Source organism: Corynebacterium sp. MSK008, assembly GCF_030232585.1.
Classification (GTDB): domain Bacteria; phylum Actinomycetota; class Actinomycetes; order Mycobacteriales; family Mycobacteriaceae; genus Corynebacterium.
This window is the reverse complement of record NZ_JASPJX010000007.1, coordinates 17,043-30,618: the sequence shown is the minus strand read 5'-3', so window position 1 is coordinate 30,618 and position 13,576 is coordinate 17,043. Positions and strand designations below refer to the sequence as shown.

At 64.3% G+C, this 13,576-nt stretch carries 14 protein-coding genes; 7 read left to right on the top strand and 7 right to left on the bottom strand.

Translation table 11 applies throughout. From position 1 onward, the window contains the following. Positions 1-15: 15 nt before the first annotated feature. Positions 16-1,242, top strand: a complete 1,227-nt coding sequence (locus QP996_RS07030) for a glycosyltransferase family 87 protein (protein WP_284871920.1) — start codon at positions 16-18, stop codon at positions 1,240-1,242. Beyond that, positions 1,239-1,640: a peptide-methionine (R)-S-oxide reductase MsrB gene (msrB, locus tag QP996_RS07025; RefSeq protein ID WP_284871919.1), complete on the top strand. Its 402-nt coding sequence runs from the start codon at positions 1,239-1,241 to the stop codon at positions 1,638-1,640. The genes QP996_RS07030 and msrB overlap by 4 nt, the downstream gene beginning before the upstream one ends. Positions 1,641-1,694: 54 nt before the next feature. Here msrB and hemQ read toward each other — a convergent pair whose 3' ends face one another. Further along, a complete protein-coding gene (gene hemQ / locus QP996_RS07020) occupies positions 1,695-2,396 on the bottom strand; it encodes a hydrogen peroxide-dependent heme synthase (RefSeq protein ID WP_284871917.1) in 702 nt (233 codons plus the stop codon). 152 nt (positions 2,397-2,548) lie between these two features. Here hemQ and QP996_RS07015 point away from each other — a divergent pair, with 152 nt between their 5' ends. Then, on the top strand, positions 2,549-3,163 hold the full coding sequence (locus QP996_RS07015) for a DUF3000 domain-containing protein (protein ID WP_284872037.1): 615 nt from the start codon (positions 2,549-2,551) through the stop codon (positions 3,161-3,163). Between the two features lie 12 nt (positions 3,164-3,175). Beyond that, entirely contained in the window at positions 3,176-4,381 is a 1,206-nt protein-coding gene (locus QP996_RS07010; RefSeq protein ID WP_284871915.1) for an HRDC domain-containing protein, read from the top strand. A 7-nt stretch (positions 4,382-4,388) separates the two neighbouring features. Here the strand turns inward: QP996_RS07010 and dxs are convergent, their stop codons facing one another. The 4 genes from dxs to dut all read right to left on the bottom strand — a co-directional run bounded on the left by dxs (position 4,389) and on the right by dut (position 9,184). Further along, positions 4,389-6,314 carry a 1-deoxy-D-xylulose-5-phosphate synthase gene (gene dxs / locus QP996_RS07005; RefSeq protein ID WP_284872036.1) on the bottom strand — a complete coding sequence of 642 codons (1,926 nt, stop codon included), beginning with the start codon at positions 6,312-6,314 and terminating at the stop codon, positions 4,389-4,391. Between the two features lie 67 nt (positions 6,315-6,381). Then, positions 6,382-7,680: a class I SAM-dependent RNA methyltransferase gene (locus QP996_RS07000; RefSeq protein WP_284871913.1), complete on the bottom strand. Its 1,299-nt coding sequence runs from the start codon at positions 7,678-7,680 to the stop codon at positions 6,382-6,384. After that, a complete protein-coding gene (locus QP996_RS06995; protein ID WP_284871912.1) occupies positions 7,681-8,670 on the bottom strand; it encodes a DUF3710 domain-containing protein in 990 nt (329 codons plus the stop codon). Between the two features lie 85 nt (positions 8,671-8,755). Further along, entirely contained in the window at positions 8,756-9,184 is a 429-nt protein-coding gene (gene dut, locus QP996_RS06990) for a dUTP diphosphatase (RefSeq protein ID WP_284872035.1), read from the bottom strand. 168 nt (positions 9,185-9,352) lie between these two features. On the opposite strand from dut, the gene QP996_RS06985 reads away from it, so the two are divergent. After that, positions 9,353-9,895, top strand: coding sequence for a DUF3093 domain-containing protein (locus tag QP996_RS06985; RefSeq protein ID WP_502870148.1), 543 nt, complete (start codon positions 9,353-9,355; stop codon positions 9,893-9,895). An 81-nt stretch (positions 9,896-9,976) separates the two neighbouring features. Here the strand turns inward: QP996_RS06985 and QP996_RS06980 are convergent, their stop codons facing one another. Next, complete coding sequence (locus QP996_RS06980) at positions 9,977-10,270, bottom strand: DUF4193 domain-containing protein (RefSeq protein ID WP_284871910.1); 294 nt, start codon at positions 10,268-10,270, stop codon at positions 9,977-9,979. Positions 10,271-10,436: 166 nt separating this feature from the next. On the opposite strand from QP996_RS06980, the gene ppgK reads away from it, so the two are divergent. Together ppgK and QP996_RS06970 are read left to right on the top strand one after the other, a co-directional pair. After that, on the top strand, positions 10,437-11,195 hold the full coding sequence (gene ppgK, locus QP996_RS06975; protein ID WP_284871909.1) for a polyphosphate--glucose phosphotransferase: 759 nt from the start codon (positions 10,437-10,439) through the stop codon (positions 11,193-11,195). A gap of 204 nt (positions 11,196-11,399) precedes the next feature. Next, on the top strand, positions 11,400-12,845 hold the full coding sequence (locus QP996_RS06970; RefSeq protein WP_284871908.1) for an RNA polymerase sigma factor: 1,446 nt from the start codon (positions 11,400-11,402) through the stop codon (positions 12,843-12,845). A gap of 82 nt (positions 12,846-12,927) precedes the next feature. Here the strand turns inward: QP996_RS06970 and QP996_RS06965 are convergent, their stop codons facing one another. Continuing rightward, complete coding sequence (locus QP996_RS06965) at positions 12,928-13,557, bottom strand: DUF4190 domain-containing protein (protein ID WP_284871906.1); 630 nt, start codon at positions 13,555-13,557, stop codon at positions 12,928-12,930. Between the last annotated feature and the right edge of the window lie 19 nt (positions 13,558-13,576).

Genomic DNA, 13,576 nt, shown 5'->3' with positions numbered 1-13,576 from the left:
GGTACGGTTAGGCGCGTGATTGCTACACCACCGCCACGAAGCACGGGTTCGACCGCAGTACAGGCCCAGCCGGGCCACCAGCGCGCATCCGTCGCGCCGGCGATTGCCGGTGCCGCCTGGCCTGTCGCGGTGCTTCTGGTCGTGCACCGGCTGTTCGTCCTCGCGCGCGCGGGCTCGGTAACGGACGACTTCACCACGGTGTGGTCCGCGGCGCGCCGCTTTGTGGAACGTGTCCCCGTGTACAACGAGGTGTACAGCCACGTTAACCCGCACTACCTGTACAACCCGGGCGCGACCCTGCTGCTGTCGCCGATGGGGCTCATTGCCGACATCGACGTGGCCCGCCCGGTGTTCATCGCAGTCAACGCGGCGTGCATCATCGGCGCTTTGGCGTGGCTGACCAGCCTTGTAGGCCGCCCGCTTGCCGGGCCGACGTTTCCTGTGGCCGTAGCGCTGGCTTTTAGCACCGAGGCAGTGACCAACACGCTGGTGTTTTCCAACATCAACGGCATACTCCTGCTGGTGCTAGTGGCATTTATCGCGCTGCTGCTTTCCCGCCGCGATATTGCCGCTGGCGTGGTGCTGGGGTTGGCCATTCTGGTCAAGCCGATGTTCGCCCCGCTGCTGGCGCTGCCGCTGCTGCAGCTGCGCTGGCGCCCCGTACTCGGCGCTATCGGTGTCCCAGTGGTGATGAATCTCATCGCGTGGCCGCTAACACCCGGCGCCCGCGACTACCTCGACGTGGTGGTGCCGTATCTGAAGGTCACGCGCGACTACGCCAACTCCTCCTTGTCCGGATTTGCCGTCTACTTCGGCATGCCCGGATGGGCCCACGCCACACTGTTCGTGCTTCTGGCCGCCGCCGTCGCGGGGGCGGTGCTCGGTCTTGCGCGCGTGCAACACAGCCAGGAGCTGCTGTATCTCGCCGTGAGCTCCGGTGTGTTGCTCGCCGGGGTGTGCCTGTTGTCCTCGCTGGGCCAGGCGTACTACTCCATGATGCTGTTTCCCGCCCTGTTTACGGTGTTCCACCCGGATAGCCCCTTGCGCGGCTGGCCCGCTTGGCTCGGCGCCGCGCTGTGCCTGTCCCCCTTGAGCTGGTCCAGCCCGTTACATCCTTTGACCGGCAGCTGGCTCAACACGTTTTTGCCCACAGCCGGGTGGGCCGTGTTTATTGTCGCGTGCGCTACGTGGGTATTGTTTAGGCAAACCTTGCTCGCTCCGGCAGAAAGGATTGGGCGATGACGAACTTCAAGGACTTCACCGACGCGCAGTGGCGCGAGAAACTCAGCCCGGAGGAGTTCCACGTCCTGCGGGAAGCAGGCACGGAGCCCCCAGGCGTCGGCGAGTACACCAACACCACCACCGAGGGTGTCTACCGTTGCCGCGCGTGCGGCGCTGAGCTGTTCCGCTCCACTGAGAAATTCGACGCCCACTGCGGCTGGCCGTCGTTCTTCTCCCCGCTGGCGGGCGACGCGATCATCGAGCGAGAGGACACCTCGCTCGGAATGGTGCGCACCGAAGTGTTGTGCGCGAACTGCCACTCCCACCTAGGCCACGTATTCGCGGGCGAGGGTTTCAACACCCCCACCGACCTGCGTTACTGCATCAACTCTATTTCGCTGACGTTCGACGAAGCATAAAAAGGGCGTCGTCAAAGCAGTCGCTTGACGACGCCACCTTCGGTGCCCCGACGCTTAGGGCAGCACCGAAACGATCTCGCCGATGTCGCCCACGCGGCGGCCCGTCTGGAACGGGATCTCCTCGCGCACGTGCAGGCGGGCCTCGGTGTAGCGCATGGTCTTCATCAACGCCTCGATGCGCTCGAGCGTGGGCGCCTCGAAGGCCAGCATCCACTCGTAGTCGCCGAGCGTGAACGCCTCGACGGTGTTCGCGCGCACATCCGCGAAGTCGCGGGCCGCCATGCCGTGCTCCGCAAGGATGCGGCGGCGCTCCTGCGGATCCATCACGTACCAGTCATACGAGCGCACGAACGGATAGACCGTAATCCAGTCGCCCGGCTCCTCGCCCATGATGAAGCTGGGCAGGTGCGACTTGTTGAACTCGGCGGGACGGTGCAGCCCGTTGCCGATCCAGCTCAGTTCCACTTTCTGGCCGAACTCGGTGTCGCGGCGAAAGTCCGCGAGGGCCTTCTGCAGGTGCTCGAACTCTTCGGCGTGCCACCAGATCATGAAGTCGGCATCGGCCCGGATACCGGTGTTGTCGTAAATGCCGCGGACCGTGACCACGCCTTCCTGCTCGAGGTTGGAGAAAAAGGCGCGAGCTTCGTCGATAAGCTGGCTGCGCTCGGTGCCAAGCACCCCGGGGACTGCACGGAAGACCGCGAACTGCAGAAAGCGCTGCGTGGCGTTGAGTTTGTCAAAGTCGAGCTTGGCCATGGATTTTGCCCCTTTCCTGCCGAACGGCAGATCAAACAAAAGTCGGAAAACATTCTACGCCCCCGCTTGCGACACTCACGGCGCGCCTCCCCCAACGGCGCCGGTTGCTGGATACGTTTGACCCTGTGATGAAACCGGACACCACCTCCCCCATGTCCGCCGGAGGCGCGGGCGACAACAGGGACGACCACGGCAACAGCGATTCCTGGCCCGCAGAATTCAGCGCGGCTGTCGAATCCATGCACGCGGCGCGCCTGCGCCCCGAAATCACCCTGGGCACCATCCGCCCGCCGCAGCGCCCCGCACCGTTCAGTCACGCCGTAGGGCTCGAGGTAGCGCACGCGGACGAGGAGAACGTCCCGGTCGACTCTGAAGGCGACGCCTTCGGACGCCTTATCCTGCTGCACTCTCCTGCCGCCGAGGAGGCGTGGGAAGGCACCATGCGTCTGGTCGCCTACATCCAGGCCGACATGGACGACGCGGTGGCCTCGGACCCGCTGCTGCCGGACGTGGCCTGGCAATGGCTCAACGAATCGCTGGCTGAAACCGGCGCGAGCCACACCAACCTCGGCGGCACCGTCACCTCCACCGCTTCGGTGCGTTTCGGCGAGATCGGCGGTCCGCCGCGCGCCTACCAGCTGGAGATGCGCGCGTCCTGGACCGCAGAAGGCACCGACCTGCAGCACCATGTCGAAGCATTCTCTAAAGTCCTTGCCCACGTGGCAGGTTTGCCGCCGGAGGGTGTGACCCAGCTCGGCTCGCGCTAGACTCTTGTTTCCATGAATGCCCGGCTGGACTACCGCCTTGTAGACACGCCCGCCGCCTTCCGTGAAGCGGCGGGCGCGCTCGCGCACGGCCGCGGCCCGTTTGCTGTGGACACTGAACGCGCCTCCTCGTTCCGGTACGGTGATCGCGCGTTTCTGGTGCAAGTGCAGCGCCGCGGCGCGGGAACGTTCCTCATCGCACCTGAGGGGCACCGCGAGGAGGTCCGCGAGATCTTTGCCCCTGTACTGGGCGGCCAAGAGTGGATCATTCACGCAGCCAGCGAAGACCTGCGCAGCCTGGCGTTGCTTGGATTGCACCCGGGGGTTCTTTTCGACACCGAGTTGGCTTCCCGGATGGTCGGCTACGGCCGCCCGAACCTCGCCGCCATGGTGGAGCGCTTCGTCGGCGTGGAGCTGGAGAAGGGGCACGGCCACGAGGACTGGTCGCGCACCCCGCTACCCGAGTCCTGGCAGGACTACGCTGCGCTGGATGTGGAATACCTCACCGAGCTGGCGGAGGCACTCACCGAGGTCCTCGACTCTCAAGGAAAGCTACGTTGGGCATTCGAGGAGTTCTCGCACCTGATCGCCGTGTACTCGATGGCACCGCGCCCGGAAAAGTCCTGGCGGGATATGAAGGGGTTGTCGGCACTGCGAGACCAATCCGGGCTCCAAGTTGCGCGTGAGCTCTGGCACGCTCGCGAAGAGATCAGCGAACAGCGCGACATCGCCCCAGGACGCCTGTTGCCGAACAGGGCCCTTTTGGATATCGCGCTCACTGAACCGGACTCCCCTCACGGACTGACACGTGCCGTCGGAGGTAAGGGCATGCCCTCGCGGGATGTACGACGCTGGCTTGGCGTGGTGGAACGCGCACTGGCAGCAGACCCGGCGACGTGGCCGCGGCGCCGCGACCCGCGCTCCACCAGCACACCATCAAAGTCTGGGTGGGAGCGGCACTACCCCGAATCGTGGCAGATGCTGCAGCTGTGCCGCGAAGACATCGCCGCCAGCGCAGAAGACCTAGACATTCGGCCCGATATCTTGCTCACACCGGCGATACTGCGAGAAACGGTGTGGAACGCCCCCGACAACGGCCCGGCGTGGGACACGCACCAGGCAGCAACGGCACTGGAGAAGGCGGGCGCCCGACCCTGGCAGGTTGAAATCACGGCACCTCTCGTGGCAGCTGCTCACGCAGAGATGCTCGAACTGTTGTAGCGCGTTTCTAGGCTTCAGGGTCGGCGAGGCTCGCCGCCCATTCGCGTACTTGCCCGGCAGCGGAGACTGGGTCGAGACCGTACTCCTTCAGGATCTCGCCGCGCGACGCGTGCAGCGGGAAGATGTCCGGGAACGCGAGCTGACGTACCGGTGTGTCCACTTCCGCAGCGGCAAGCGCTTCGGCAACGGCAGAGCCCACACCACCGCGGACCACACCGTCTTCGTACACCACCACCAGGTCAGCTTCTGCGGCCAACTCCAGCACGTCCGATGAGATAGGGATGATCCAGCGCGGATCTACCACGGTGGCTCGGATGCCGTCGGCACGCACCGCTTCGGCGACTTCGAGGCCGTACCTTGCAAACGCACCGACTGCGACGATCAGCACGTCAATGTCGTCCTCGGAGCCCTCACCTTCGGGGCGCGCCAGCACGTCAGTGCCGCCGGCAAGCCGCTCCAACGCGTCAATATCGGCGCCGACCGCGCCCTTTGGGAAACGGACGACTGTCGGCCCGTCACCGACCGCGATAGCCTCGGAGAACTCCTCCCGCAGACGCGCCGCGTCACGCGGGGCTGCGATGCGGATACCCGGCACGATGGAGGCAATGGCCATATCCCACACGCCGTTGTGGCTGGCGCCGTCCGAACCGGTCACGCCCGCGCGGTCGAGCACCAACGTCACAGGCTGGTCGATCAACGATACGTCCATCAGCAGCTGGTCAAACGCCCGGTTTAAAAACGTCGAGTACACCGCGACAACCGGGTGCAGGCCGCCCAGCGCCATGCCGGAGGCGGAAGCGACCGCGTGCTGCTCCGCAATGCCGACATCGAAGAATCGGTCCGGAAACTGCTCCGCAAAGGGCTGCAACCCGGTCGGCCCGGCCATCGCCGCGGTGATCGCCACGATGTCGTCACGCTCGTGGCCGGCGCGCAACAGCTCCTCTGTGAACACGGAGGTCCATCCCGGCTCAGACGCAGCAAGCGACTCTCCGGTGACCGGGTCAATCACACCGGTCGAATGCATCTGATCTGCCACGTTGTTCACAGCCGGGGCAAACCCGTGGCCCTTTTCAGTGACCACGTGCACAATCAGCGGGCCGTCGTAGCGCTTGGCGTACTTGAACGCGTTGAGCAGGCTCTTAATGTCGTGTCCCTCAACCGGGCCGACGTACTTCATACCCAGCTCGGGGAACATTTCGGTGGGCAACACCTGGTACTTCACGCCCTCTTTGAGCGCATGCAGCGCGTCAAAGGTGCGCTCGCCCACCCACCCCATGGACTTCAGCGTCTTCTTACCGGACTCCATCACTTCGTCGTACGCCGGCTGCATGCGAAGCGCCGCGAGCTGGTCCCGCAGCTTGGTCAAGTTGTTGGCGAACCCGCCGATAGTGGGCGAATAGGACCGGCCGTTGTCGTTGACCACAATCACGACGTTGCGGTTTGCCGCCGCAATGTTGTTGAGCGCCTCCCAGCACATGCCGCCCGTTAACGCCCCGTCGCCCACAACGGCGACAACGTTGTCTTCGTCTCGGCCCGTCAGCGCCTTGGCCTTAGCAAGTCCGTCCGCGTAGGAAAGTGACGCGCTCGCGTGCGAGGATTCGGTCCAATCGTGCTCCGATTCTGCGCGCGCCGTGTAGCCGGAAAGGCCGCCCTTCTTGCGCAGCGTGTCAAACTGCCCACCGCGGCCGGTGAGGATCTTATGCACGTACGACTGGTGGGACGTGTCCCAAATAATCGGGTCGTTCGGCGAGTCGAAGATGTAGTGCAGCGCGATCGTCATCTCCACCACACCCAAGTTGGGGCCGAGGTGACCGCCGGTGGCGGAGACTTTCTGGATCAGCATCTCGCGGATCTCATCCGCCAGGTCTTCGAGCTGTGCAGGAGAAAGCTTGCGGACATCCGCTGGCGTCGCAATATGCTCGAGCAGTGCCACAGTCCTGTCGTACTCCTTCGCCGTATCGGGCGCGCCCGGAGTGGGCGCAGCTGCCGTGTCGTTCACGCTAGTTTACACGCTGGCTTTTAGACGAAGATTCGTCCTGCGCACCCGACTCAAGCACCGCGATCACTTCGAAGTGGTGGGTGTTCGGAAACGCGTCGATAAGCTTCATCTGCTTGACCGCATAACCGTGCTCGCCGAAGCCCGCCAAGTCACGCGCGAAGGTTGCCGGGTCGCAGCCGACGTGGATGATGCGCTCCGGCACAGCTAGTGCAATCGCACGGACTACGTCCGCCCCAGCGCCTGCACGCGGCGGGTCCAGCACAACCAATCCCGGTCGCTCCAGCTCGCCCACCACCGCCGCCGCGTCGCCGTGGTGCACGCGCACATCGCACGCGTCTGCGACCTGCTGGCGACGAGAGGTTGCGGCGCTAGAGTAATCCACCGACTCGATGCGGCCACCGCCGAGCGCCTCGCTCATCGCTGGCACAAACGCACCGACACCGCCGTAGAGGTCCCACCCTACGCGTTTGGTGTAGTCCCCCGCGCCCCACTGGGCAATCACATCGGAATACGCCTCGGGGGCACGCAGGTGCGCCTGCCAAAACGCAGTGGGCGGGAAGACGAAGTCGAACCCGCGCACTCGCTCGACCAGCTCTCCCGGCCCCTCGAGCACCCGCTCGACGCGCTCGACACGACGGCCGCGTTGTGCGGCCTGGGTCTCCACCACGTGGCGGGTGCCCTCTGCATCTACCGCGACGACGAGCTCGGCTCCGGGAGTGAACGTTTCCGCACCCTCACCCACAATGCCGTCGAGCAAGCCCGGCACAGGCTGGGTGCACCGCACCCCCGCGACGACGTCGGTGGAACGTGCCCGCCGCATACCTGCATTACCCTGACGGTCCACCCCCAGCCTGACACGGGTGCGCCACCCGGTCACCGGTTGGAGCTGGACCGCCTCCACAGAATTGAGTTCGAAGCTGTCCAGCACCCCGGATCGGGAGGAAAGCGCCCCCAGTTGCCCAAGCAGCACATCGCGCTTGAACTCCAGTTGCGCACCCGCAGCGATATGGGAATAGTCGCAGCACCCCGCACCCGCGGCAGCCGCGGGGCAAGTGGGATCGACGCGGTGCGGCGACGGCTCGCGCACAGCGGTTGTCTCCGCGCGGGCCCAACGCTTCTTCACCTTGGTCAGCGTCGCTTCCACGACGTCTCCCGGGACGGCATCACGGACAAACACCACGCGGCCGTCGGGCGCGTCGGCGATACCCTCGCCGCCGTGCGCCATGGCCCGGACATGCAAACGCACCTGCTCGCCGGCCGCAAGGGCGGGCGCGCCGGTGCCGTCCTGAAACTCCGCCACCTACTCGGTAGCAGACGGTGCGTCGCCGCCTGCCTTCGTGCTGCCGCCTGCAGCGCGACGCTCGCGCAGTTCCTGCAGCTGTTTCTGGTTCTCCGCGTTCTGGGCGATGATCTGCTTTAAAGCATCGCTTAGCGCATTAGGGTTGCCCTGTGCCGGTGCCTGCTCGGCAGCCTGACCCTGGCGCGCTTTCGCCTCCGCGGCGGCCTGCACTTGCTGCGCCAACTGCGCCGGCAAAACGACCTGCAGGGAATTGCCGGCAAGGATCGGATCCTCGCCGCGGTAGACAAAGGAGCGCGCGATGGTCTCGCGGCCGATCTCGGCGAGTTGTTCTTCAGACCCGGTCGGCGCTGCCAGAGTGACGCGGTAGAGCCAGCGCGGGCCTTCTACGCCGATGATGCGGATCACACCGTTCGTTCCGGTGCCCACGATCTCCTGGCCCCACGGGCCCTGCTGAATCTCCACCGGCATGCCTTCGGAGCGCATCCCCTCAATGATCTCCTCCGAAGATTCCTCCCAGAGGCCGCCGGTGCGTGGCGCAGCGAATGCAACCGGGGTGATGCGGCCGTGGCGAGTGACCACGTGGACCATCTTCGGGCCTTGCTCCCCCATCTCCACCTGGACCTGAGATTCCTTCGGCAGCGGGATGCGGATGGAACCGAGGTTCAGGGTGACGTTGGAAAAGTCCGAGAAGTCGAAGTCTTCGATATCCACGTTGTCACCGTCGAACGGGCCGGTCGAGCCGCCAACCGGGTCGTAGTCCGTCAACGCCTCCACACCAGCAGCGGCAGTAGCAACAGGCGCGGCCGCGGGAGCGGTTTCTTGCTTCTCGACGGGCGCAGCCTCCCCAACCGCCTCGGCCTGCGGCGTCACCTGAGTTTCAACTGCGGGGGCTTCATCGGTGGACTGCTCCTGCTTCGGCTCGAGCGGCGAAGACTCGACGGGGTTTTCCTGTTGCTTCTTCTTTTTCTTGCCAAACGGCCAAAATGCCATCGGTGTTCACTCCCTAAAATTGGTGGTCGCAGATGAGTGTAATTCTTGTGTTTGCGGTTATTGACTGTAGTCCGTGCTGACGACGCTAGTGCGTACCGGTCGAGCCGTACCCACCTTCGCCGCGCTGTGTCTCGTCCAACGCGTCAACTTCGGTGAAACCCACCAACTCCACACGCTGAATCACCAGCTGCGCAATCCGCATGCCGCGGGTGATTTCGATCGGCTCGGAACGGTCGGTGTTGAGCAGGCAGACCTTCAACTCGCCGCGGTAACCCGCGTCGATGGTGCCGGGAGTGTTGACAATGCTCAGCCCGTGCTTGGCGGCCATTCCGGAGCGCGGATGGATCAAGCCGACCGTGCCCACGGGCAGGGCGATAGCCACGCCGGTAGCCACCAGTGCCCGCTCCCCCGGCTGCAACACCAGATCTTCTGCGGAGTACAGGTCCGCGCCGGCATCATCCGGATGTGCCCGCATCGGCATGGGCAAATCCGGATCGAGGCGCTTGACCGGAATCGGCGGGAGCGGATCGCCCTCGTACGCGCCGTAGGTGCTGTTCGTGCTGTGCTCGCTGCGTTGGTTCTCCACCCGCCCCACACTACGTCAGCTCCGCCACTGCAGCGGTCTCCCCCGCACTTGACGCGCAAGTATGCCGCCGCGTCTCCCGCGCCTATTGTGGAATGCGTGAGTGAGACCGCTTCGACCCCTTCAAACCCCGGCCCTGGCAATGCAGCACCGGCTGCGACAGCATCCAAAGCAAAGGTGTTGTACACAGAGCGACAGTGGGTGCCTTGGTATTGGTGGGCTGCCCTCGCCGGGCTCGCCCTACTGCTCGCCGGGCAGTTCGGCCTCAACCGCAACGTCTGGTGGTTCGTGGTTCCGCTGGTACTGTTCACTGCGCTTTTCGCGTGGTTTTTGGTCTGGCTGTCGCGCACCACAGTCACCGTCGAACAGGACCCTGACGGCACCCGCTGGCTGCTGGTCGACGACGCGAACCTGCCCAACACGGTGGTCTCTCGCTCCATGGTGGTGCCAGGATCCGCCCGCCAAAATGCGCTGGGTCGCCAGTTGGACCCGGCGGCGTATCTGGTCTCGCGGCCATGGGTCAGCGAGCACGTGCTGGTCGTCTTGGACGACCCGGAAGACCCCACCCCGTATTGGCTGATCTCATCCAAGAGCCCCGAGGAGGTGCTGGCGGCTTTCGCGCCAGGCACCACTGCCGGATAGGCGGGCAGATCACGGCGGACAACAAAGGGCGGCGCCACCTGACTAGGTGGGGCCGCCCTTTAGCCGTCGATAAGCAACTGCTTACTCGCAGTCGAGGCAGATCTTGGAGCCGTCGTCCTCGGTGTAGGCGAGGCGCTTGTTCTTCTGCACGAGGAAGCAAGACGCGCAGGTGAACTCGTCGTCCTGACGCGGCTTGACCTCGACGTTGAGCTCCTCGCCGGAGAGGTCCTGGGTCGGAGGCTCCACCGGTTCCACGATTTCACCATCGTCATCCATGCTGCTGCCAGCTACTTCAGCAGCTTTGAGGCCTTCCAAGGAGTCGGTCTCAATTTCGTCTTCCATGCGGCGGCGCGGCGCATCGTAATCGGTGGCCATGGTGGTGTGTCCTCCAGCTCAGCGTGGTCGCCCCAGGAGGGGCCTGAATGTCGTTATTTGAGCGGAATACTAGGTCATCCACATAGCGCTGTCATCTTTCCTGCTCAGCGGCTGAAAACTTTGGTTGTAAGGCGGGGGTTGCTTCGCGTTTGTACACTCCCAATGCATGACGCAAAAGGCTCTGGGTTTCGGTGTTGATATCGGCGGGTCCGGCGTGAAGGGCGCCGTGGTGGATCTGCAAACCGGCGATTTTGTGGGCGAGCGGGTAAAGATTGCCACCCCGAAACCCGCAACCCCGGAGGCGGTTGCTGAGGTCGTCGGCGAAATTGTCCGGCAGTGCGAGTGGGAAGGCCCGGTCGGCATCACCCTCCCTTCGGTGGTGACGCAACAGATCGCACGCACCGCCGCCAACATCGACGCATCCTGGGTAGGCACAAACGTGCACGAACTTTTCACCCGAGAGTTGGGGCGCGAGACTGTCTCTGTGCTCAATGATGCGGACGCCGCGGGCATTGCCGAGGTCGCCTTCGGCGACGAAGCCGCCCGCAGCGGCGCGGTCATCTTCCTCACCTTCGGCACCGGCATCGGTTCTGCCTTTCTTGTGGACGGCACCTTGTTCCCCAACACCGAACTCGGGCACATGCTTATCGACGGCACCGAGGCCGAGCACTTCGCCTCCTCCGCCGCCAAGGACCGGGATGAGCTGAGCTATAAAAAGTGGGCCAAGCGCGTGGATAAGGTCCTTCACGAATACAACCGGTTGTTCAACCCGGCGGCCTTTATCGTCGGCGGTGGTATTTCCCGCCACGCGGACAAATGGGTCCCGTTGCTCACAGTGAATACCCCGGTGGTTCCGGCTGCGCTGCGCAACAGGGCCGGGATCGTGGGGGCCGCGATGGCCGCCCAGGACCATGTCGCACCGTAGGCCGGATGGTGCGGTGATGTACGGTGGTGGCCGTTCAACAGTCAGCCTGCGGGGGACGGAATACTCCGCGTTGACGGCTGTTAGTATTGGCGTTCTGAAAATTTTTGGACGCATACGTACCCTGGATTGCCAGTGGTAAGGTCCGATTGACTCGAAAGGGCGTACGTGGTAGCCAGCGAAGCTTCAAGCAACAATGCCGACGACGTGACTGCAGTTTCGTCCGACGGTGGCGCAGGCAGCGTTGCCAAGTCCAGCGCGAAGAAGACAGCCAAGAAGGCTGCGAAGAAAACCGCGAAGAAGACCGCCAAAAAGACGGTGAAGAAGGCAGCCAAGAAGACGGCGAAAAAGACCGCTAAGAAGGCTGTAAAGAAAACCGCCAAGAAGACAACCGCGAAGAAGGCCACAGCTAAGAAGGCAACCAAGGCGGTTAAGGACGCCGCGGACGCCGACGAGCTGGAGGATGAAGTCCAAAGCGCCGAGGTCCAAGGCGGCGACGTGGATGCGGATTACGACCCGGAGATCGGCGACGAGGACGAGGCCTTCGACGAGGACATCGACGACGCGCTCGGCGATGACGAAGAGGATGAGGGCGGCCTTGGCGGAGATGACGCCGAGGACGACGAAGAAGACGAGGAAGACAGCAGCTCGTCCGTCTGGGACATTGAGGAATCCGCTGCTCTGCGCCAGGCCCGCAAAGACGCGCAGCTGACCGCATCCGCTGACTCAGTGCGCGCCTACCTCAAGCAGATCGGCAAGGTTGCCTTGCTCGATGCCGAGCAGGAGGTGTCTTTGGCTAAGCGCATTGAGGCGGGGCTGTACGCGCAGTACCGTCTGGACGAGATGGCACGCGCCGCCGCCGAGGGCGACAAGGACGCCAAGCTCACGCCCGCTGTCAAGCGCGACCTGCGTTCCGTTGCGCGCGACGGCCGCAAGGCGAAGAACCACCTGCTGGAGGCGAACCTTCGTCTGGTGGTCTCCCTGGCGAAGCGCTACACCGGCCGCGGCATGGCGTTTCTGGACCTGATCCAGGAGGGCAACCTCGGCCTGATCCGCGCCGTGGAGAAGTTCGACTACTCCAAGGGCTACAAGTTCTCCACTTACGCCACCTGGTGGATCCGCCAGGCCATTACCCGCGCGATGGCGGATCAAGCCCGCACCATCCGTATCCCGGTGCACATGGTCGAGGTCATTAATAAGCTCGGCCGTATCCAGCGCGAGCTGCTGCAGGATCTTGGCCGCGAGCCGACCCCGCTGGAGCTGGCGAAGGAAATGGACATCACCGAGGAAAAGGTGATGGAGATCCAGCAGTACGCCCGTGAGCCGATCTCGCTTGATCAGACCATCGGCGACGAGGGCGACAGCCAGCTCGGTGACTTCATCGAAGACTCCGAGGCCGTTGTCGCCGTGGACGCTGTGTCCTTCACTCTCCTGCAGGACCAGCTGCAGGACGTCCTGCACACCCTGTCCGAGCGCGAGGCCGGCGTTGTGCGCCTGCGCTTCGGGCTTACCGACGGCATGCCGCGCACCCTCGACGAGATCGGCCAGGTCTACGGCGTGACGCGCGAGCGCATCCGCCAGATTGAGTCCAAGACCATGTCGAAGCTGCGCCACCCGTCCCGTTCCCAGGTACTGCGCGACTACCTGGATTAAACCCGCAGCGTGGGCTTGGCCCGCAACGCATAAACGCCCTGACCGGTCGCGGTCAGGGCGTTAGCCGTTGTCAAGCAAGTGCTTAGTTGTTCAAGCTCTTGTCAACCTCGTCCTCGATGCAGGCCTTGTACTGCTCATTATCACCCTGGAACTGCTCGCACGCCTCGAAGACGCCGTCGTCCAGGAGTTGCTTCGCCACAGAGAAACCGAAGATCAGCATCAGGGCAGACAGGATGGTGGCGATGGCGCCCATGACGATGCCGGAGATGGCCATGCCCTTGCGGGAGCCCGGGCCAGCGATGGAATTTGCTTTCTTCACACCGACGATGCCCAGGATCAGCGCGATCACGCCAAGGATCAGGCCCGGGAAGATGAACAGCAGACCCAGCAGGGACAATATGCCCAGGATCATCGCGGCGAGAGCCACACCGTTGTTCTGCTGCGGCGGGGCTGCCTCGTAGCCGTACGGGGTGGGCGCCTGGTTGTAGTTGCTGCCCGCCATGCCGTAGCCGGCGTGGCCCGGCTCGCCGCGGGTGTAGTCCGGCTGCAGCTGCTCGTGGCCGGTGTAGTCGCCGTAGTTGGAAACACCCTCCGGGTGGCCGGCTGCCGGGTTGGTGCCGTACTGGTCGCCACCGTAGGGGTTGTCACCGTACGGGTTCTGGCCGTTGGGGTTCTGGCCGTTGGGGTTCTGGCCGTTGTAAGGGGTGCTCATCACAAATCTTTTCGTTTCA